This window comes from Verrucomicrobiia bacterium (assembly GCA_019634625.1).
Classification (GTDB): Bacteria; Verrucomicrobiota; Verrucomicrobiia; order Limisphaerales; family CAIMTB01; genus CAIMTB01.
The window spans coordinates 19,770-39,572 of sequence record JAHCBA010000046.1; the positions used below are offsets into that span (position 1 = coordinate 19,770).

16 protein-coding genes are annotated in these 19,803 nt (G+C 67.1%); 7 read left to right on the plus strand and 9 right to left on the minus strand.

The window, feature by feature from the left end:
* Positions 1 to 9: 9 nt before the first annotated feature.
* The gene (gene prmC / locus KF833_20615) at positions 10 to 885 is read right to left on the minus strand and encodes a peptide chain release factor N(5)-glutamine methyltransferase (GenBank protein MBX3747718.1); all 876 of its coding nucleotides are present in this window, start codon (positions 883 to 885) and stop codon (positions 10 to 12) included.
* A 51-nt stretch (positions 886 to 936) separates the two neighbouring features.
* Between prmC and KF833_20620 the strand changes: the two genes are divergently transcribed.
* Genes KF833_20620 through KF833_20630 form a run of 3 tightly spaced genes read left to right on the plus strand, consistent with a single transcriptional unit; the run spans position 937 to position 2,355 of the window.
* Positions 937 to 1,584 carry a hypothetical protein gene (locus KF833_20620; GenBank protein MBX3747719.1) on the plus strand — a complete coding sequence of 216 codons (648 nt, stop codon included), beginning with the start codon at positions 937 to 939 and terminating at the stop codon, positions 1,582 to 1,584.
* A gap of 55 nt (positions 1,585 to 1,639) precedes the next feature.
* Positions 1,640 to 2,017: a hypothetical protein gene (locus KF833_20625; protein MBX3747720.1), complete on the plus strand. Its 378-nt coding sequence runs from the start codon at positions 1,640 to 1,642 to the stop codon at positions 2,015 to 2,017.
* Positions 1,996 to 2,355 (plus strand): hypothetical protein, encoded by a 360-nt coding sequence (locus tag KF833_20630; GenBank protein MBX3747721.1) that lies wholly within the window; start codon positions 1,996 to 1,998, stop codon positions 2,353 to 2,355. Before KF833_20625 ends, KF833_20630 begins: the two co-directional genes overlap by 22 nt.
* Before the next feature lie 3 nt (positions 2,356 to 2,358).
* Here the strand turns inward: KF833_20630 and KF833_20635 are convergent, their stop codons facing one another.
* The 3 genes from KF833_20635 to KF833_20645 all read right to left on the minus strand — a co-directional run bounded on the left by KF833_20635 (position 2,359) and on the right by KF833_20645 (position 5,157).
* Positions 2,359 to 3,399 (minus strand): alpha/beta hydrolase, encoded by a 1,041-nt coding sequence (locus KF833_20635; GenBank protein MBX3747722.1) that lies wholly within the window; start codon positions 3,397 to 3,399, stop codon positions 2,359 to 2,361.
* Between the two features lie 18 nt (positions 3,400 to 3,417).
* Positions 3,418 to 3,792 carry a type II secretion system protein gene (locus tag KF833_20640; GenBank protein ID MBX3747723.1) on the minus strand — a complete coding sequence of 125 codons (375 nt, stop codon included), beginning with the start codon at positions 3,790 to 3,792 and terminating at the stop codon, positions 3,418 to 3,420.
* Between the two features lie 648 nt (positions 3,793 to 4,440).
* Positions 4,441 to 5,157: a pirin family protein gene (locus tag KF833_20645; GenBank protein ID MBX3747724.1), complete on the minus strand. Its 717-nt coding sequence runs from the start codon at positions 5,155 to 5,157 to the stop codon at positions 4,441 to 4,443.
* 70 nt (positions 5,158 to 5,227) lie between these two features.
* On the opposite strand from KF833_20645, the gene KF833_20650 reads away from it, so the two are divergent.
* Positions 5,228 to 6,130 (plus strand): LysR family transcriptional regulator, encoded by a 903-nt coding sequence (locus tag KF833_20650; GenBank protein MBX3747725.1) that lies wholly within the window; start codon positions 5,228 to 5,230, stop codon positions 6,128 to 6,130.
* Between the two features lie 41 nt (positions 6,131 to 6,171).
* Here KF833_20650 and KF833_20655 read toward each other — a convergent pair whose 3' ends face one another.
* The 3 genes from KF833_20655 to KF833_20665 all read right to left on the minus strand — a co-directional run bounded on the left by KF833_20655 (position 6,172) and on the right by KF833_20665 (position 10,571).
* Entirely contained in the window at positions 6,172 to 6,558 is a 387-nt protein-coding gene (locus tag KF833_20655) for a DUF2237 domain-containing protein (GenBank protein MBX3747726.1), read from the minus strand.
* A gap of 117 nt (positions 6,559 to 6,675) precedes the next feature.
* Entirely contained in the window at positions 6,676 to 8,145 is a 1,470-nt protein-coding gene (locus tag KF833_20660; GenBank protein MBX3747727.1) for a mechanosensitive ion channel family protein, read from the minus strand.
* A 32-nt stretch (positions 8,146 to 8,177) separates the two neighbouring features.
* Complete coding sequence (locus KF833_20665; protein MBX3747728.1) at positions 8,178 to 10,571, minus strand: type II secretion system protein GspD; 2,394 nt, start codon at positions 10,569 to 10,571, stop codon at positions 8,178 to 8,180.
* Between the two features lie 785 nt (positions 10,572 to 11,356).
* Between KF833_20665 and KF833_20670 the strand changes: the two genes are divergently transcribed.
* Complete coding sequence (locus KF833_20670) at positions 11,357 to 12,019, plus strand: hypothetical protein (protein ID MBX3747729.1); 663 nt, start codon at positions 11,357 to 11,359, stop codon at positions 12,017 to 12,019.
* Positions 12,016 to 13,104, plus strand: a complete 1,089-nt coding sequence (mtnA, locus tag KF833_20675) for an S-methyl-5-thioribose-1-phosphate isomerase (GenBank protein ID MBX3747730.1) — start codon at positions 12,016 to 12,018, stop codon at positions 13,102 to 13,104. The genes KF833_20670 and mtnA overlap by 4 nt, the downstream gene beginning before the upstream one ends.
* Before the next feature lie 232 nt (positions 13,105 to 13,336).
* On the opposite strand, the gene KF833_20680 is transcribed toward mtnA, so the two are convergent.
* Positions 13,337 to 15,337 (minus strand): DUF2075 domain-containing protein, encoded by a 2,001-nt coding sequence (locus KF833_20680; GenBank protein ID MBX3747731.1) that lies wholly within the window; start codon positions 15,335 to 15,337, stop codon positions 13,337 to 13,339.
* 44 nt (positions 15,338 to 15,381) lie between these two features.
* On the opposite strand from KF833_20680, the gene KF833_20685 reads away from it, so the two are divergent.
* Positions 15,382 to 16,134: a hypothetical protein gene (locus KF833_20685; protein ID MBX3747732.1), complete on the plus strand. Its 753-nt coding sequence runs from the start codon at positions 15,382 to 15,384 to the stop codon at positions 16,132 to 16,134.
* A gap of 12 nt (positions 16,135 to 16,146) precedes the next feature.
* Here the strand turns inward: KF833_20685 and KF833_20690 are convergent, their stop codons facing one another.
* Entirely contained in the window at positions 16,147 to 19,710 is a 3,564-nt protein-coding gene (locus KF833_20690) for a serine hydrolase (GenBank protein MBX3747733.1), read from the minus strand.
* Positions 19,711 to 19,803 lie beyond the last annotated feature (93 nt).

Consider the following 19,803-nt stretch of genomic DNA (forward strand, 5'->3'; position numbering starts at 1 on the left):
AAAGACGGCTTACCTACCCGCCGGCAGTCGTGTTGCCAACAGGAACCGTTCGCGGCCGGAGTGATCGCGGTGGCATTCGGCAACCGTCCAGTCGTGCGCCTCGAGGATGGCGGTCACCGCCGGTCCCTGGCCATCCCCGAACTCGAGGAGCAGGGCCCCTCCGGAGCGGAGCCGGCATGGCAGCTCCATGGCCAGGCGCCGGTAGTAATCGAGGCCGTCCGGGCCGCCATCAAGGGCCGTCCGTGGGTCGTGATCGCGCACCTCGGGCTGAAGGGAGTCGAGTTCCGCCGTGGGAATGTAGGGAGGATTGGAGACGACCAGATCGAAATCGAGGTGGGAGGGAAGTTCACGGCAGCCGTCGCCGTGATGGAACGTGATCCGGTCGGACTCGGGGAGACGGGCTGCGTTGCGCCGGGCCAGAGCGAGAGCCTCGGGGGATTGGTCCACGGCGACGATGCGGGCGCCTGGGGCATGGCGGGAGATGGCGAAGGCGAGGCAGCCGGTTCCGGTGCCCCAGTCGAGGACGTCCGATGAGGGAATCCCGGAAGCGGCTCGGTCCTGGAGCCACGTCCAGGCCCGTTCGGCGAGCAGTTCGGTTTCCGGACGGGGAATGAGGGCCGCCGGGGATACTTCGAGTTCGAGGCCGGCGAAGGCGGCGGTGCCGAGCACGTGCTGGAGCGGTTCGCGAAGGCCGCGGCGCCGGACCGCTTCCCGGACGGAGTCGAGCTGGGCCTCATCGAGGGCCCGGTCGAACTCGAGGTATAACTGGAGCCTGGGGCGCCGAAGCGTGTGGGAGAGGATCCACTCGACCTGAAGGCGCGGGGATTCGACGCCGCGTTCCTCCAGGTAGGAGGCGCTGCGCCGGATGACCTCGAGCAATCGCACGCCGGGCAAGTAGCACTTGCTGGCCCCGACCCGCAAACCTAACCTGCCCGGATGCGCTTTCTGTCCGTCCCCGGACGGTTTCTCGCCCTTGGAATGGCGTTGGTTTTCGGGTTGCCCGCGGTGTATTCGCAACCGGTCGATCCGGCCGTGTTCGGCGAACGCCTCCAGCGTTTGACGTCTGCGGTGGAATCCCTGGAGATGGCGCTGGCAAGCCAGAGGCGCCAGATCGACAACCTCAGCCAGGAGTTGCAGCAGGTGCGCCAGGACATGCTGGACCGCTCCCAGGCCCAGCCCCGGGGCGGGGATGACGATCTCAAGCGTCTGGCCTCGGCGATCGCCGAGGTGGACCGCAAGCGGATCGCAGACGCCGAGCAGGTGCTCCGGATCCTGGGGGAACTTCGCAAGTCCATTGCCGCCGCCGCGGAATCCGGTGCGGCCCGCTCCGGGGGAGCCAGCCGCCCCGCCACGGGCGGAGCCCGCCCTTCACGGCCGGCCGAACCGACGCCGGACAAGGAGCTTCCCTATGTGATCAAGCGGGGGCAGACGCTTTCGCAGTTGCTGGTGGAGTTCAACACCGACGCCCGAAAGCACGGGTACCGGACACTGACCGCCCAGCAGGTGATGGACTACAACCAGATCACCGACGCCACCCGCATCCCCGAGGGCGCCACCCTGCTGTTCCCGCTGTACCCCCAATGAACCGGCCGACACCCGCGGTCCGTCCGCCGGGCGTCCCGGTTCCCGTATTTCCGGAATGAACCGATACCTCCGGCGGCTCCACCTCCACCTCGGCGTCTTCTTCGCGCCGCTCCTGCTCTTCTTCGTCCTGACCGGCTGGCATCAGACCGTGCAGCCCGACCGGCGCAAGGGGACGACCGATTCGGACGATTGGGTCAGCCGCCTGAACCGGGTGCATGTGGAGCAGTACTACCCCGCCGAATCGGCGGAAGGGTATTCGACCCGGCTGTTCACCGTCCTGGTGGTGGTGATGTCCGCGGCGTTGACAGGGACGATTTTACTGGGTGTCCTTCTGGCGTTCCAAGTTCTGAAGGCACGGTGGGCGGTGTGGCTATCCCTTGGGCTCGGATTCGTGATTCCAGCAGTAGTCTTATGGGCGGGACAGATGCGGTGACAGACGATTGGCATGGCTGGCTCGTGGCGGGCGGGTCGGTGCTGGTGGCGTTGATGGCGGCCGTGTGGATCCGGCTCACACGATACCGGCTGAGCCGCCATGAGTTCGAGATCCTGTTCTGCGGCGTGGTGCTGCGCCGGGTGTACCTGAAGGACATCGACGAGGTGTTCCTCGGGGGGCGGTTTCCCACCGAGTTTTGGCCGTCCCGATGGCTGTTTCGAAGTGCGCGACTGACCCTTCGGAAGAAACGCGGCCTGATCCGGCACGTCACCGTCACTCCGCACGACGCCGAACAACTCCGGATCAACCTTTGCTACGCGCTGGGCCGGAAGCCCTGACGCTCAGCGTCCCGGATCCGCCGCCGCCGCGGCCCCCAACCGCCCCAGATGGGTGTCGAACCAGGCCGCGAACTGGCGGATGTCCCAGGACATGGTCCACCAGCCGTGCCGGGCCCCCGGACGGACCACCAACCGCACCTCCCGGCCGTATTGCGCGGCCCGGTCCCGAAACCATTCGGACTGCTCCAGCGGCGTCAGGGTGTCGGCATCTCCGTGGTGAATCAGGACGGGAGGAAGATGGGCATCCAGGTGGTGGATGGGCGATGTCTCCCGCCCGACCTGTTTCCACACCGCCATGTGGGTCGAATCGGCGCCGAACCGCTCCGGAAAGCCGAAGGCCCGGACGAAGCTCTTCGGCGGCCCGCCGTCGCCGGGGTTCTCCGTGGACTGGCCGAGATTCAGCAGGTCGGTGACCGGGAAGAAGATGGCCACCGCCTGAACCGCGCTGCTGGCCCGGTCGATCGGGTCCGGAGCGTCCGCGGGTCCCGGACCGCCGCGCGTGGCCAGCATCAGGCTGAGATGCCCTCCGGCGCTGCCTCCGATCGCGCCGATACGGTCGGGATCAATGCCATACGCCGCAGCGTGATGCCGCACGAAACGCACCCCTCGGTTCACGTCCTCGATGATTTCCATCACGGTGGCTTCGGGCTGCGACACATGGCAGATGGCGAAGACGGTGTAGCCGCGACGGAGCAGCGGAGCCATGAGCCAGACCTTGGCCGATCCCGGCCCGCTGGACTTCCAGCTCCCGCTGACCATCAGGGCAATGCCGACGCCGTTGGGGCGGCGGGGATGGATGACGTCGAGCGTCAGCGGACGACCGTGACGCTGTCCATAGACGATGCCGTCGGTCCGCTCGACGGGCGGATGCAGGTACCACCACCCCAGGGCCACAAGCGCTGCGGCCAGGGCCGCGATGGCCAGCAGGGACAGGAGGATGCACCGGAGCCATCGCGGCAACCGGAACCGGAAACGAAGGGAGGGAAGCATGGGTGACGGCGCCATCGCACCCGCAGCGGCGACGCCCGGCAAGCTTCGGTTCACCGCCTCACCGGTTCGGGTTTATCGAGGGGCCGGGACTCCCGCGTAGAGGAAGAGCTGAAGGCCCCCGAAATCGATGAAGTTGGAAGGGCAATAGAACTGGGCGCGTGGCACGCTGTAGTTCGAGTGGATCATGTTTCGAAAGGGAAGACCCACCCAGTGCGGGTCCCGGTGTCCGTCGCGCATGAAGCGGCCGTTGTAATCGTCAGCATAGAGGAGTGTGGCGAGGGTGGGTTGCCGGATTGCGTTGAGGCAGGCGATACGATTGGCCCGTTCCTTCGCCTGCGAGAGGGCCGGCAGCAGCAGGCTCGCGAGAATCGCGATGATGGCAATCACCACCAGCAGTTCGATCAAGGTGAACGCGGCGCGGGATGGAGGTGTCTTGCCCGGGCTAATGCTGGGACCCTAAGGGTCCACGCAGGAATCGTCACCTGCCGACTGGAGAGGTGTCGGCGGGGAGGGCGATCAGGACTTTGAATTGGGAGGGCGAAAAGGCCTGCAGAAATCCGAAATGCGCCCCCACTGCGGGAAGACTTGTGGAATCGGGTTCGAGGAGTCCCTCGATGGGACAACCGGTCCGGGTCCCCCTTCATATTGCCAGGCCCTTTACGGTTTACGGTGGACTTCGAGCGTCAACAATAACAATGAACGTTATTAGGGCTGACTCTTTGAACTTGTCATGTCGGGTCCGGTAGCGACTCCGCAATGCTTTCCCGCGCTCTCTCTGTTTGAATGCCAGGCGATTACCTGTTGACGCCCCCACCTTCATCCATCACCACCACGGCCCGCTCGAATCTCGGAAGGCCCGGATTGGAGTCGGAGAGGAGCCGAATCGTGGCGTCAACAATAGCCGGCCTGACTATTTGAAGTACAAGGTCAACTAAATTGCGCCTGACCTGTTGGTGACGGTCTGCGGGAACCGGGGCGGAGGGGCAGGCGCGAGTTGGGTCTGGAGGCGATTCGGGCGGGAGGGGCGCGGAGGGGTTTGCGGACCCGCGATGGGTCCGGTGTCCCGGATTCAGCCGGCCTCGGCCATGCCCCACGTCAGCCAAGATCGAACAGCAGTGCCTCGACGGGTTGGGTCGCCGTCAGGGTCAGGAGACCCGCCACCTCCGTGCTTGCCCCGTCGCCGGCGGCCAGTGCCATGCCATCCAGCATCAGCGACCCTCTGGCCATCTGCAGCCAGGCGCCGCGCCCGGGGGCCAGATCGTGAGAGATCGTGGCGTCAGCTTCGAGTCGGAGGCGGTACACGAGGGCGTCCTGATGAATCGTCGCCGATCCGTCACGACCGTCGGGCGAGATGACCAGCACCTTGGGATGGTGGGCCTGAGCCGGCTCGGGATGCCACTCGGTGTAGCCTGGATCGAGACCGCGAACACGGGGTCGGATCCAGATCTGAAGGAGCCGGGCCGGATCGGAGGGCGAGGGATTGAACTCGCTGTGAGTCACCCCGCGTCCGGCACTCATCAACTGGATCTGGCCCGGCCCGAGCCGGCGTCCGTTGCCAAGGCTGTCCCGGTGTTCCAGCGCCCCTTCGAGCAGGTAGCTGAAGATTTCCATGTCCCGGTGGGGATGGGTGCCGAATCCCGCGCCGGGCGCAATGCGGTCGTCATTGATGACCCGCAAGGAGCGGAACCCCATGTGCGCCGGATCGTGATAGTCCGCGAAGGAGAACGTGTGGTGGGTGTCGAGCCAGCCGTGGTCGGCATGGCCGCGATCCGCGGCGCGGCGGATGTTCCATGATCGAAGGGTTGTTGTCATGGGCCCACTGTGCCGCCGGACTGGGGCGGCGACCAATGCCACGTGATTGGCCTGAGGCCGTCATCGCCTCATGCTGCCGCGCATGGAACTGCGCCAACTGCGCTGGTTCGTCGCGGTGGCCGAGGACGGCAACATCAGCCGGGCGGCGCGACGTGTTTTCCTCACCCAGTCCGCCCTGAGCCGGCAGATCAAGGCGCTCGAGGAGGAGCTCGGACAGTGTCTGCTTGAGCGGCACGCGCATTCGGTCCGGTTGACCCCGGCCGGGGAGATCCTCGCCCGCGAGGCACGGGAACTGCTGCAGCAGGCGGACGCCGTGGCGGAGCGGGTGCGCACGGCGGGCCGAAATCCGCGTCTGCGGGTCGGCTATGCGCCGTCCCTGGCGGCCGACCTGTTGCCGACGGCGGTCCGGGCGTTCTCCGGGAAACACCCGAATGCGGCGGTGGAACTGCACGACCTTTCAACCCAGGAGATGCTCAGCGGACTCGACACGGGGACCCTGGACGTGGCCCTTACCGTCGGGTCGGTGCGGGGTCCCCGGGGATTGACCTGGACGCCGCTGATCCGGGCAGCGTGGCGTCTTGCGGTGCCTGCCGCGCATCCGCTGGCGCGCCGGGCCCGGATTGGTGCGGCCGAGGTGGCGGGGGAGCGCCTGCTGGTGTTCTCGCGGCGGGAGTATCCGGAATACCGCGAGATTGTCCTCGCGTGGTTGCGTGCTCATGGGCAGCGCCCGCGTCTCGGGGGCGAGTATGACGGCGCCTCCAGCCTGTTTGCGGCGGTGGCATCCGGACTGGGGGTGGCCCTGGTGACCCTTCGTTCCCGACGCCACCTTCCCGGGCACGTACGGCTCAAGATGCTGGAGTCGCCTCCGGAATCCCTCTGCATTGCGGCCGGTTTCCGCGCCGACCGGGTGGGGGAGGAGGGCATCGCCGGATTTCTTGCGGAACTGGCGCTAGCCGCCCGGGCGCCCGGGTGACGACTCCGGGGGCCGCCAGCGAGGAAGGGGAACGGTCGTCGTCAGGAAGCGGCCTGGGAATCCCGCCCGCCATCCACGGCGTGGGCCCGGAGATGATCGAGATCAACGAATTCGAGGGCCGAGGTGTGGGTGGATTCGAGCACGACGGGCGGCGCACAGCCGGCTTGGAGGGCTTCCGCCCAGCGGGTCACGCACAGGCACCAGCGGTTACCGGGTTCGAGACCGGGAAACTGGTATTCCGGAACCGGCGTGACCAGGTCGTTGCCGAGCTGACGGGAGAATTCGAGGAACTCGGCGGTCATGACCGCGCAGACCACGTGAAGCCCGTGGTCGCCCGGGCCGGTGTGGCAGAACCCATCCCTATAGAAGCCGGTCAGCGGCTCATGGCAGCAGGATTGGAGCGGCGTGCCCAGCACGTTGGAAGGCATGGCGCAGAGGGTAGCCGCAAAGGCCGTTGACGTGAAGGCGGGGCTGGAGCGTCGGCCTGATCGGCGCCGCTGGGGGGGGGAGTGTATTCAAGCTGACGCCGGGCGGCGCGATCCATGTCATGTGCCGGAGAGGCGGTCACGGAGGCCGGTGAAGAAGGACTTCATTCCCTCGAGGATCTGGCGGGTGAGCCCCGGGGTGGGGGCGACGCCCTGGGCGGACTGGGCGGGGGCGTCCCCAGCCGCGGTGAGTTCGCGCTGACGACGGGCGGCGACTTCCGCGAGGTGCCAGGCGAGTTCGGGCCGGGCGGTAAGGAGTTGCTGGAGGGCGGAGGCATCGATCTCGTACACGATGGAATCGGTGACGGCGAGAACCGTGGCGGCCCGGGGGGCGCCGGTGAGGAGGGACATTTCGCCGAAGAAGGCCCCGGGATGGAGTTCGACGACGTGGACGGGGGATTCGCCGGGCGGGTCGTCCTTGCAGACATCGAGGAGGCCCTCGACGAGGACGAACATGGAGGCGCCGGACTCGTGCTGACGGACGACGGGTTCGCCGGGGGCGAAGCGGCGTTCGCGAACGGCGTCATTGAGCTGGGAGAGTTCCTCGGGCTGGAGGGTGGCGAAGAGTTCGACACGACCGAGGAGTTCCTGTCGGTTGCGGTCGCAGTGGAGCTGGCGGACGGGGAGGCGGGCGAGGTAGAGGTCCTGCTTGGGGTAGGCGAGGCTGATGCCGGCGTGGTAGAGGTGCTGAAGGATGCTGGCGGTGACGGCGTGCCGGCCGGAGCGGGGGGAGGTGCGGACGGGATCGAGCCAGTAGCGGACCTTGTATTCCACGCCGGTTTCGGTGGTGCGATAGACCTGGACTTTGGGGGGGGGATCGGGAAGGAGGCCCTGGGCGGCGCGGACGCCGGCATTGAGGACGCGGAGGGCGCGATCGGGGAGGACTCCGAACTCGATGCAGAAGGTCTGTTCGAAGCGGCTGCGCGGGGTGGGGAGACTGAGATTGACGACGACCACGGAGCCGAGGAGGCCGTTGGGGACGATGACCACGGTATGGTCGATGGTCTGAAGGCGGGTTGATCGCCAGTTGATCTCGCGGACGCAGCCGCGCATGACGGGAATGCCGCGGCTGTGGACCTCGATCCAGTCTCCGACGCGGAAGGGGCGATCGACGTTGAGGGCGATACCGGCGAAGACGTCGGCAATGGTGCCGCGGACGGCGAAGCCGACGATGATGCCGAGGACGCCGGAGGAGACCCAGAGGCCGGTGACGTCGCGGCGGAACACGAGGCCGAGGATGATGATGGCGGTGGCGAAGAGGACGAGTCCGACGACGAGGTCCTTAAGGAGCCGGGGGACGGGGGTTTGGAAGCGGCGTTCGAGGAGGCCCCAGACGAGGACGTCGATAAGGCGGATGAGGAGCCAGGCAAGGGAGAAGCCGATGCCGGTGCCGAGGACCCAGAAGGCGATGCGTTGGGAGAGGGCGCGGGCCTCGTCGCCGTAGGTGGTGAGCAGGGGCCAGCCGGGGATGAGGAGAAGGGCGAGGGTGACGGCGGGCCAGAGGAGGCGACGAAGGGACGACCAGGACATGGGTAACGGGTGGGGGGGGCGGGAGCGGGGCGTCAGGGCTGGTTTGGGGAACCGGATTCGGCGAGGAGCCGGTCGATTTCGGCGAGGGTGGCCTCGATGTTCCGGAGGGCGGCGGCGTAGTAGTGTTCGGTGTGGAGGAAATGCTCGGCCACGCGGCGGTCGAGGAGCCGGGTGTCGAGGGTGTTTTCGTCGGGGACGAGCAGGACCTGCCCGCGGCTGAAATTGCGCCGATTCACCCGGGAGGAGCCTCCATTGAGGTTGATGATTTCGCGCAGGAGGAGGGCACGTTGGAGGCGGACGAGGTCCTGGGGCTGGTGGATGAGGAGGGTGGAGCGGGGGGTACCGTCGGGCTCGGGTTGGTTCCAGCGCCAGAGGAGTTCGCCCCAGGTGGTTCGGTCGGGGCAGTCGATGAGGCTGACCTCGGGGATGGGATTACGGGTCAAGGCCCCGGCGGTGATGGCGTCGGTGCCTCGGCGGAAGGTAAGGGCGAGTGCGCGGTTCGTCTGGGTGGTGAAGAACGAGGCGGCGGTGAGGCCGTCACCAAACCCGGCGAGGATCCGATCCAGGAACTGGACGTCGTAGCCGCCAGCGTTCTGGTCGGAGAAGAAGATGATGCGATCGGGGGCGATGCGGTTGTCCAGCCAGGCGGGGTCGGAGTCGGAGAGCCGCTTGACGACCTCGTAGATCATGCGTTCGACGAGGATGGATTCGCCCGGGACACGACCGTCTGCGAATTCATTGAAAGGGGGCCGGCTGGCGAGGCGGAAGTTGCGTTCGACGACGCGGCGGGCGAGGTCGCGGTAGCGATTGAGGCGTTCGTTGCGATCGAGGAAGGAGAGGTCGAGGACATCCTCCTCGCGAATGCGGTAGGAGGAGCGGAAGAGGACATTGCCGTCGTCGTCGAACTTGGCGTCATCGCGCGGGAGGTAGCGGCCCCAGGCGCGTTCGGATTCGGCCTCGGGCAGCACGTGGGGCGTGAGGACGATGATGACCTCCTGTTTGCGGGTGCGGGTGGAGCGGGTGCGGAAGAAGGTGCCGAGATAGGGAATATCGCCGAGGAGCGGGACTTTGCGGCGGATGGACGTGGTCTGGCGGTTGACGAGGCCGCCGATGATGAACGGGGTGTTGTTGGCGATGCGGGTGTAGGTCTGGACGCGGCGGCTGGCGACGGTGGGGGCGGAGGCGAGGACTTCGCCGGAGGAGGAGCGGAGTTCGAGGTCGGCACCGGGGATGGGCGCGGAGACGACCGTATCGACCAGCATGCTGACCTCGTTGCCGTCCTCGGTGATGCGGGGCCGGATGTTGAGGGCGATGCCGGTGGCGAGGTATTTGAAGTTGAAGGAAATGCGGTTGGCATCCTTGACGATGCCGGCTTCGGAGCTGGTGGCGATGGGGATTTCCTGGCCGACGCGGATGGTGGCCTGGCGGTTATTGAGGGTGAGGACGCTGGGGCGGGATAGGATCTCGGCCTTCTGCTCCTCGACGAGTGCGCGGAGGCGGACGACCCATTGCTGATCGAGGTCCCGGAGGCTGTCGAAGGTGAGTCCGGCAGTGCCGGAAGCGGCGGGAAGACCGGGGAGGAGGTTGCCGGCGCCAAGTTCGAGTCCGCCCTCCTGGTATTTCCAATCCACGCCGAGCTCCTTGAGACCCTCCTCGCTGATTTCGAGGATGAGGCCCTCGATGAAGATCTGCCGGGCGGGACGGTCGATGAACTCGTCGAGGAGCCGTCGGACGCGGGTGAACTGGTCAGGGCGGTCGGGATGGAAATAGACGAGGACCTGGGACGAGCGGGCGAGATTCGGGTCGGGCGGGAGGGCGGTGGCGAGGGAAGGCGACATGGATAGGTCGAAGCCGGCGGCGCCTTTCTGGGCATCGACGCCAAGAAGCGCAGTCTTGGGGCCCTCCGGGGACGGCATACGGGCGACGATGGGGAGACGTTCGAAGGCGACGGGCAGGACGACCTTGGCGGGGCTGTCGGCGGTTTCGATCCCGAAGCCCTTGAGGGACTCGATCGCGCCTTCGACGTCGATGTAGCTGACCTGGATCAGGCGAAAGTCGAGATCGTCCCGGGTGAGGGGTTGGCCACCCTGTCCGGTGGTGGCGAGCGACGCTTCGGCGAGGCCGAGGGCGGTTGCGAGATCGGGGTTGACCTGCCAGGCGCTGGAGGGATCAGGGCTGCGAAGCGCCTGGATCCAGAGTTGAGGGGCGCGGGAGATGAAGGGGACGATGCCGAGACGGATGAGGAAGGTTTCCTGGCCTTCAACGCGGGCCAGTTCGAGGAGGCGGTTTAGGCCTTCCGGTGGCGACGGGAGCAGGGGGTGCGGGGAGGTGGAACCGGAGCGGTAGCCGAGGTCGGCTTCGAGGTGGAGGGCGATGCCAGCCTGGAGTTCACGGATCTGGGTGATGGTGAGGTTGGGCAGCGCCACAAGGCGCGTGGAGCCGACCGGTGCCGGCGGCGCGGAAACGCCCGCACCAGAACGGCTGGGGGAGTTGAAGGAAGCAACGGCGGACGGCGATGCCGATGGCGGGCCGGGCTCCCGATCAGCTTCAGGTGACGTCAGGTGCCGGGCGAGCCGGTCAGCATCGGCGTCATGGAGCTCCGACCAGACATGACCCCGGCTGACGCGGGGAACGTCGAGCGCGAAGCCGGCGAGGGGCGGCGTGGCAGCGACGCAACCGGGGGCTGGGACGAAGCAGGTGAGGAAGGCCAGTGAGATCCAACGCGAGAGCGAAGCACGCGACGGATGGGATCGCGGGCATGGCTTGGAAGGGTGGATGTCCCGGCCGCGCACGTTTGAGAGGCTAGGGGCGGGGCGGCTGGGGTCGCCAGCCCAAAGCATTTCGCCCGATCGCCAATCCAATTGACGAGTCCGGCAGGCTGCCGTGGTTTCGGAGATGCAACAGATAATAGGCCAGGCGTTTCCTATTTGACTGAAAACTGTTAATAAGCCCGACACGTAATGCTTTACCTCCTGGCACCTGTGGACTGCTATAAGCCCGACACTTAGTGCTTTACCTCTGAGCGCCCGGGCGGGTTCTGTCGAGCGACGGGGAGCGGGGTGCCTGCCATTCACGGCATGATGGGGTTCCTGCCGTTCCCTCGCGGAGAGACGAATGGGCGATCCGGGGCAGTCCCCGTTCCGGCCTGCACGACGGAATGGGTTGCCTGGGGGCGGTCGGCGCCTACTCTGCCGCGGTTCGCGAAACGGGCATGGAGACATCACCACAGGGTCTGGCGTTGACGAGCAGCGAGGAGCTCGCAGGGGACATCGCGCCTTTGCGACGGGCCTTGGGGGAGCCGGAGGTGCTGGCATCGCTGACAGCCCTGGCGGAACTGGTGGAGGCGCCCCGGCCGGACACGGTGCCGGCGTTGCGGGCATTTCTCGAACGGTACCGGGATCGGATGCTGATGGCGGTGGAACTTCCGGCCATCCGGCAGGCGTACGATCACGCGATGCGGGGTGAGGTGCGCGAACTGGTGGCGCTGGATCGCTCGCTGGCGGGGCAACTGGGACGTTCGGCCTTTGCGGACGCCAGCCGTCATACCGGCCGGATGCAGTTGCGCCGGGTGCGGCCATTGCGGCAGCGGACGTTGCAGCGGTATCTGGGAGCGGTGGAACGGGGGGAGGCGACGGGCTGGCACATGGTGGTGTTCGGGGTCTTGCTGGCGCTCTTCTCGATGCCACTGAGGCAGGGGCTGGTGCATTTCGCGATCCAGGCGCAGCGGCAGGTGCTGAATTCGGCGCCGGTGACGGACCGGCTAACCCTATCCGAGCGGAGCCGGCTGTGTGCGGAGTGTGACGCGCCGGTAGGCGCGGCGGTGCAGCGGCTGATACCGGCTTTCGTGCCGCGGGTGGTCCAGGCCAGCCCATGAAGGTGACCGTTGGAGGTCGGGAACGGTGGTTTCGCACGGTGGGATTCGATGCCGGTCGCAATGCGGTGCGCCTGATCGAGCAACGCCTGCTTCCGCATCGGTTCCAGGTGGTGTCGATGCGGGATTACCCGGCCACGGCGGATGCGATCCGGACCATGGTGGTGCGGGGCGCGGGGGCGATCGGGGCGACGGCGGCCTTCGGGTACGCACAGGGGATGCGGGCGTTCCGGGGTGCGACCCTGCGGGAATGGCGGCGCGAGGAGGCGATGGTGTTCCGGACGCTGGCCGGGGCCCGGCCCACGGCAGTGGATCCCCTGAATGCATTGCGCCGGGTGCGGGCGGCGGCGGGGCTGGGAAAGACGGTCAGGGAACGCCAGGCACTGGCCCTGCGGGAGGCGGAAGCGTTTGCCGAGGAGGACGTCGAGCATTGCCGGCGGATCGGGGAGCACGGGGCGCCACTCATCCGGGACGGGATGCGGGTGCTGACGCACTGCAACGCGGGATGGCTGGCGTTCGTGGACATCGGCAGCGCGACGGCGCCCCTGTACGCTGCGCAGGCGACGGGGCGGCGATTTGAAGTGTTCTGTGACGAGACGCGGCCGCGGTCGCAGGGGGCGGCGCTGACGGCGTGGGAACTGGGTCAACAGGGGATTCCGCACGCGATCATCGCGGACAATGCGGCGGGACACCTGATGCAGCGGGGCGAGATTGACCTGGTCCTGGTGGGAGCGGACCGGGTGCTGGGTCGGACGGGGGAGGTGGCGAACAAGATCGGAACGTACACGAAGGCGGTGCTGGCCCGCCGTCATGGAATTCCGTTCTACGTGGCCATCCCGCTTTCCACGCTCGACTGGGAAACCGGATCCGGGATGGAGATCCCGATCGAGGAGCGGCCGGCCGATGAGGTGCTCCAGGCGTGGGGCGTAACGCGGGCCGGGAAGCGCATCGCGGTTCGCGTGGCGGCGCCGGGGAGCAACGCCCGGAACCCGGCGTTCGATGTGACGCCGCCGGATCTGGTGACGGGAGTGATCACGCCGGAAGGGATCTTTCGACCCTCGGATCTGCAGAAGTGCCGGCCGCGGTAAGCGATTGGCCGTTCGGCACCGGGGAATAGCGGAAGGGATGGCTCGAAGCGGGCATGAAGCCGCAATTCGTGCCTGCATCCGGGCTGCCCTATATCGCTCCCGCCGGCGAAGGCAGCCTCGGCGGGGACCCAAGGTCTGCGGGAGCGGGACCGCAACGTTGAGGAATCGGATGGGGCGCCGGGAGGAGCGGCGCAAATGTCAAATTCAGAGATGTGACCCCGGGGCCGGGAGTTTACGTGATCTCGGGAATGCCGATCTCACGGAGGAGTTGATAGGAGGAATCGTAAAATGCCGGCGAGCGCGTGGGATCATGGGGATCCCCGGGGGGAATGAAGACGACCATGCCTTGTCGCGCCCGGGTGAGCAGGACCCGGTAGGCATTGCGCAGGTACTCGCGGTTGTCGGGGTTCGCGATGTTGCACCAGCGATCCCCGCGGAAATCGTGATACGTCCAACCGTTCTCGGCAGCACGAAAGTCCGCATCCCAGGCAACACAGACCCAGTCGAGTTCCAGGCCCTGGACCTGAAACTCGGTGGCCACATCCTCGAGGTAGTAACTGGATCGCGTGTCCTCGCGATCGTTCAGGAAGTAGTGAACCGGGTTGATGGCGACACGGATGTCGATGGCATGCGGCTTGAGCCGCATGGACTTCGAGGAGGCCACCAGTCCGTAGCGTTCCGAACCCCGGGCGTGGGAGCGGATCCAGCTCTTGGCCGCGGGGAGGCTGCGGGTCAGGGCCAGGGGATAGCGGAGGCGGAATTCGGAGAAGGCCTCGCGAGCCTTTTGTCTTTCCCCGTCCAGCAGGGCTTTGATGAATGCGGAAACGTTCTCCGCCCGGAACGAACGCATGGATACCGCAAGGTGCAGGGAGTCTTCGAAGCGGGTGGCTTGACTCCGCCGGGCGGTCTCCAGGGCGCCGTCCGCGGCGTATTCCGAGTCAATGAGCCGCGGCGAGATGACCCTGCGCCAGTGTTCGAAGCGGTGGTTCACGGCCTCCAGCCATGCACCAATTCCTGCCTCACCGGTGTTGATCTCCTGGCCACCCCCCACCAGGCAGATGATCACCGCCCAGTCCGCGTGCCGGTCCAGGTAGGAAATCAGAAACTCCGGCTCCGATTGATCGAACCCTGGGCGGTTCTTCTTCCGACGCATGAAGCTCGCCGTCTGCCTGCGATTCCAGGCTCGCTGTGCTTCATCGAAGATCACGACATGCTCCACTGGCGGTCCGGAGTTGATCAGTCCATCGTCGCGAAAGTGGTGCACGTTCTGGATGAACGCTTTGACGCATTCACCCACCCGCCCTTTGCGAACCCTTTCACCCTGTTCCTTGCGCCTTTCGCATTCGTCACGGGTCAGGGCTTCACGGAGAACGGCAACCAGCGGGCCGTTCCCGGAGAGGAAAACCGCGTGGGTGGGTTGTTCGGCATCACGCCTTCGGGTCGCCACGTTGAGACCGACCAGGGTTTTTCCAGCGCCGGGGACACCGGTGACGAAGCAGATGACCTTCTGACTCGCCGCCCGCGCTTCGTCGATCAGTTCCTCGATGCGGTGGGACGTTACCTGCAGATTCCGTGCGCCCGCGTCGAATCGCGCAATGGCTTCGACGGAGTGACGCGAGTAGAGGGCTCGCGCCGCCTCGACGATGGTGGGAGTGGGGCGGTAGGGGGCTCCGGCCCAAGCCGGTCCGTCGATCGCCGCTCCGGACGCGGCGCGAACACCCTCCTCCAGCACTGTGCGCAGGTCCGACGGATGGGTCAGAATAGGGCGGAACACGCGGTCCGGATCCTTGGTGAGCCGGAGCCGGGGTGGCTGGGGGCATTCGGTGGCGACGAGGATGGGAACCAGCGACACTTCATGGCTGGCCTCGTGAAAGTTCCTGAGGTCGAGTGCGTAGTCCCAGACCTGGTCGATTGCCGCGCGATCGAAAACGCGCTCGCCCACCTTGAACTCGATTGCGAAGACCACGGGGCCGATGAGGAGGATCCCATCCACCCGACGCCCCATCCGCGGGATGTTGAACTCAAGGAACACAGACCCGTCCAGCCCGGGAAGATGGCTGCGGAGAATGTCGATCTGCACCCGCCAGGCATCGCGTTGGGTGGGCAGCACCGCGAAGTCGGAGTGTGATGTCAGTTGCCCGAGAACAAGGTCCTGATCGGAGGCCAGGAATTCGGCAATGGACGCCCCGTACCAGGCGCGCAGCGACGATACCATTGGAGTCGTGCCGGCCATGTTTGAGGGGAACCCTGCCAGGTGAACGTTTCGATGGGAAGGCGGTGGACACCCCGGCAGCAGAGGTATGCCGGGAGCGGGACGATCGGAGGTTGCAGTCGGCGTCAGGTCGGGGCTCGATTGGATTGCTGCTGGCCGTCCGGCGGGCGGTCGCAGTCCGGGCCAGCGGCGGACCTGGCGGCGGTTCGGTGGATCGCGCGGTGTTCTGCCCGGAGGGAGTCCTTCTGCTTACGGGGTCATGGGATGCCTATGCCCGCGTCTGGGACACCCGTACGGGCCGGTTGGTCGGCGTTCCCATGCTGCACAACGCACGGGTGGCGGAGGTGGCGTTTCATCCTTCGCGGGAGATGATCGCCACGGCCTCCTCGGACGGGGCGGCACGGGTCTGGCGGGTCGGCGGGGGCGAAGCCGGCGAGATCGCGGCGCAGCACGGAGGTCAGACCGGTGTCACCGCATTCAGCGCGGATGGCACCCTCTGGCTGACGGTGTCCCGGGACGGTGTCGTGCGGGCATGGGATACGCAGACGTGGACGCCGGTCACGGAACCGCTCCGTCACCGCACCGAAGTGCGTCAGGCGGGGTTTCATCCCGACGGTCGCACGATCTGGACGTGGGACGCGCTGGGTGTGGCGCGCCGCTGGCCGGTTCCCGCGTACGAGCCTTCGGATGCAGCCTGGCTGCCCGACACCGCCGAACTGCTGGGGCGGATGTACCTGGATCGCGCCAACCGCTTCCGGGTCACTTCGGCCGACCGATGGAACACCATCCCGCCGCCGGGGGCGCACGGCATCCGGTAGCGGGACCGGGGCTCATCGGGGTGCGACGGCGACGGGGATGACAAGGCGGTAGAAGCGGGTGTTGGTGCCCGCCGGAATGCGGTCGAGGGCCGTCGTGGTTCCGGCATTGCCGACAAAGGGCCCGAGCGGGAGCCATGGTCCCGCGGCGACCGCTTCGCGGTATTCGATGCGATAGGTCCTGTTCGGCGTCGAGGCCCACGACAGTTCAACCTCGCCCGCACCGAAACGTCGCACCGCCAGGCGAACGGTCCCCGGGGTCCCGGCGACCGGCGAAAGGGAAAGGTCATCCAGGCCGAAACCGTCCGCCTGGATCCCAAGACGTTCCAACTCCACCCGCACAAACGGATGGTTTCGGTCGATCACGCCGAAGAAGAAGGCGCCTCCGCTGCCCTGCGGCCGGGTCACCGGGACATCGATTTGGGTCCGCCATCCGTCCGGTGTGACGAGGGTGATCTGCAGTCCGGCGCTTTCGCCCAGGTCCGTTGCGTAGAATCCCACGGCGGTGCCGGGCTCCGACAGATCGATGGCCCAATGTCCGGCATGGCCGCCGGGAAGCAGAAGCGCCTTGGCACCCGAGATGGGGAAGACGCCATTGAACGTCGCGCCCGGGTCGCTGACGGCCACCACTTCGCGCGGCCCGGAAAGGGTGGCAAGAACATCGCCGAAGACCAGCGTGCCGGGCGTGTCCCCGTCCTGGAACAATTCGAAAGTCTCCTTCTGCGGAGCTTCGAGCGCCGACTCGAAGGCGTGGGCGGCTGCCGAGGATTCCGGCAGGGTGGCCGGGCGGGGCACGACGTTGGGGCCGCCGACGGGGTGCGGACTGACGTCCTCGCCGAAGAAAACCGTGGGCGGCAGGGCCTGCGGCATGTTCAACCGGGCGGCCCGGCTGACCGACAGGCCGTGCGGATTGGAGATGGCGACCGAGAACGTCGCCCCTGCGTCGGCGAGGGCGAGATCCTCGAGGGCATAGGTCGCCCCGGTGGCTCCCTCGACCGGTTGTCCGTTGCGGGTCCACTGGTAGTTGAAGGGCCGGGCTCCGATGGCCACGACCGAGAAGGACACCGTATCGCCCACGGCGGCGGTCACATCGGCGGGCTGCGTCACCAGAGTGGGCGCGAAGCCGGGCGGGCCGGGAATCCCCTCCTTCATCACCTCGATCACCTCGGCCTGGCTGAGCGCCCGTTCCCACAGGGTGAGTTCATCGAGGGCGCCCTGGAAGACGGCACCCTCGGCGACCATCGCCCGGACCAGCGTGCCCACCGCCGTCCGATCGAAGGGGAACGATCCGCTCCGGGTGTAGGCAAAGTCCGTCGGGTCCGGTTCGCCGTCGATGTAGAGTCGCGCCTGTCCCCGGTCATCCACCCACGCCACGTGGCGCCAGGTGTCGTCGAACACCACCCCTGTTGAAACGCGATGATTCACCGGTGTCGTCCCGGCGCTGTTGCGGACGATGACGTCGAAGCGATCCTGGTTGGCCGCGACCTGGCCGGTCTGGAGGATGAGGAGGGGATTGTTGCCGGTGCTGGAGCCATGGCTGAAGAGGTACTTTCCGGTTTGAGGCGGACCTTTGACCCACATTGCGATGGTGTAGCTCTCCGCCCCGAAGACCGGCAGCCCGGTGGCGGCGGGGTCGGCGTCATGATCGATCCGGAGATACTGGCCCGCGCCGCTCAGTCCCACGGCGTTGCCCCGCCGTCCCGGCACCGTTTGAGGGGCGCCGACCGCGACGAGGTGATTGCCGGAGACCCAGTCCGGTGCGCGTTCGCCCACCTCCTCGAAGGCCCAGTACGAGACCAGGCCCCGGCGGATGTCCTCGCTCAGGGCGGCCATGGCGCAGGGCAGGGCATCGTCGCGTCCCCGGTCTGTGAGCACGCGGTTGACGCATCCTGCGGCTTCGGACGGGCTGGCGGCCTGGTCCTGGCACTCGGCGACCAGGAAGACCAGGAGGGCCATGCCGGCACTGGCCTGGGCGCGCGACTGAGGGAGTCCCGGAAAGGGCTCTTCGAAGGGATCCGGACAACCGGCGGCCTCGATGCGCCGTTGGATCAGGGCTTCGGAACTGCGTGCCTGCGCCTGCTGCCGTTCGAGCTGGTTCAGTTCCTCCCAGCGGGCGCGGCGCTGGGCGTCGGTCAGTGCCGGCATCGGCCCGATGCCGCTCTCAATGTCGAGACCGAGACCGGGATCGTCGTCGGTGCCGGACACCGATGGCGGTGCCAACGCGGCCGGCGAAACGGCTCCCGAGCCGATTCCGCCACTTCCGAGGAAGACCCGGGCGACATCGTCGGTGAGCTGGTTCATGTCGGCGCCGGTTTCATTGGCGAGGAGCGCGACGCCGAAGTTGCGGGAGGACCAGACGGTGAATCGGGCCTTGAAGCCGGGATAGGCGCCGTCGTGCAGATAGACCGGCAGGCCGAGTTTCGTCCCCAGCAGCATCCCGAGTCCGAACCGCAGACTGCCTTGGGCGCCGTGCTCGGTGAGCATCTGTGTCCGGGAGGCTGAAGAGACGATGCTGTTGTTCTGCAGCGCGACCATGAGGCGGACCATGTCGCCGATGGTCATGGCCCAGCCTCCGGCGGGTCCCTCCCAGCCGGCCGGCCCGCCGGCGAGGGAGTCGTAGGTGGCGGGAACGTAGTTCGAGGTCGCTTCGTTCCACGTGTAGCCGCCGGCCAGCCATGGGATGTCTTCGGCGCGCCAGGGGGGATTGAGGCCCGGCGAGATCATCTGGTTGGGGTCGCTCAGGCGCCCGCCGTAGTAGCCGACATACCGCCAGATGAACGACTCGTAGCGGGAGTGGGGGACACCGAGGCTGGCAACGCTGGATCCTGCCACCGTTTCGATGAGGGCGCCGAGCACCAGATACCCGGCGTTGGAATAGCGGGCCGTCTCGCCGGTTTCGAAACCGATGACCGGGGTCCCGGCGTAACTGTGGATCACCAGCGACGGATGGATTCCCAACTGGGCGCTGGGAGGCTGCAACCAGGGAAAGAGATGGGTGCTGAGGCTCTCGGAGGTGCTCAGGGCCGCGGACATCCGGGCCTCCCGTTGCAGCCCCGAGGTGTGGGAGAGCAACTGCCGGGGGGTGATGCCGGACCACGCCGTCGGCACCCCCAGATGTTCCTGGATCGGGTCATCGAGGCCCACGAGCCCCATCTCGACCATGCGCAGAAGACCGAGCGCCGTCAGCGTCTTCGACACGGACCCGACCATCGACATGGTGGCGTGGGTGAACGGGTGATTCCGCTCACGATCTGCCAGGCCATACCCCTTCAAGTGGCGGATGGCGTTGTTCTCCATGATGCCCACCGCCACACCGGGGGGGGCGCCGGAACGGGCCAGGTAGTTCGAGACGACGACGTCCACCCCGGCCGGCATGCCCATCCACTGGGTGTCCTTCCAATCGGTCACGAGCTGGTTGGCATTGGGATACTGGTCCGGGCCGGTCTGGCGCGGGGCGCATCCCGCCAGGCCGGCCAGGACGGCGAGGAGCACCATGCCCTTGGAGCCCTGCCGGCGGACGCGATGGCCGGGGGGTGACAGGTACTGGGGACCGGGCAGGCATGGGAACGTCAGGCTCATGCACTCCCATTAAGAATCTGCCGGCGAAGGTAACCGGCAAAGTTGCGGGAGCGCGGCGAACGTCGCCAAGCCGTATCCATGCAGCAAGAGCCT

Bases quoted from the DNA above. Each gene is read 5' to 3' on its own strand.
- KF833_20620 (MBX3747719.1), top strand. From the start codon at position 937: ATGCGCTTTCTGTCCGTCCCCGGACGGTTTCTCGCCCTTGGAATGGCG.
- KF833_20625 (MBX3747720.1), top strand. From the start codon at position 1,640: ATGAACCGATACCTCCGGCGGCTCCACCTCCACCTCGGCGTCTTCTTC.
- KF833_20630 (MBX3747721.1), top strand. From the start codon at position 1,996: ATGGGCGGGACAGATGCGGTGACAGACGATTGGCATGGCTGGCTCGTG.
- KF833_20645 (MBX3747724.1), bottom strand. From the start codon at position 5,157: ATGACAACAACCCTTCGATCATGGAACATCCGCCGCGCCGCGGATCGC.
- KF833_20650 (MBX3747725.1), top strand. From the start codon at position 5,228: ATGCTGCCGCGCATGGAACTGCGCCAACTGCGCTGGTTCGTCGCGGTG.
- KF833_20655 (MBX3747726.1), bottom strand. From the start codon at position 6,558: ATGCCTTCCAACGTGCTGGGCACGCCGCTCCAATCCTGCTGCCATGAG.
- KF833_20660 (MBX3747727.1), bottom strand. From the start codon at position 8,145: ATGTCCTGGTCGTCCCTTCGTCGCCTCCTCTGGCCCGCCGTCACCCTC.
- KF833_20670 (MBX3747729.1), top strand. From the start codon at position 11,357: ATGGAGACATCACCACAGGGTCTGGCGTTGACGAGCAGCGAGGAGCTC.
- mtnA (MBX3747730.1), top strand. From the start codon at position 12,016: ATGAAGGTGACCGTTGGAGGTCGGGAACGGTGGTTTCGCACGGTGGGA.
- KF833_20680 (MBX3747731.1), bottom strand. From the start codon at position 15,337: ATGGCCGGCACGACTCCAATGGTATCGTCGCTGCGCGCCTGGTACGGG.
- KF833_20690 (MBX3747733.1), bottom strand. From the start codon at position 19,710: ATGAGCCTGACGTTCCCATGCCTGCCCGGTCCCCAGTACCTGTCACCC.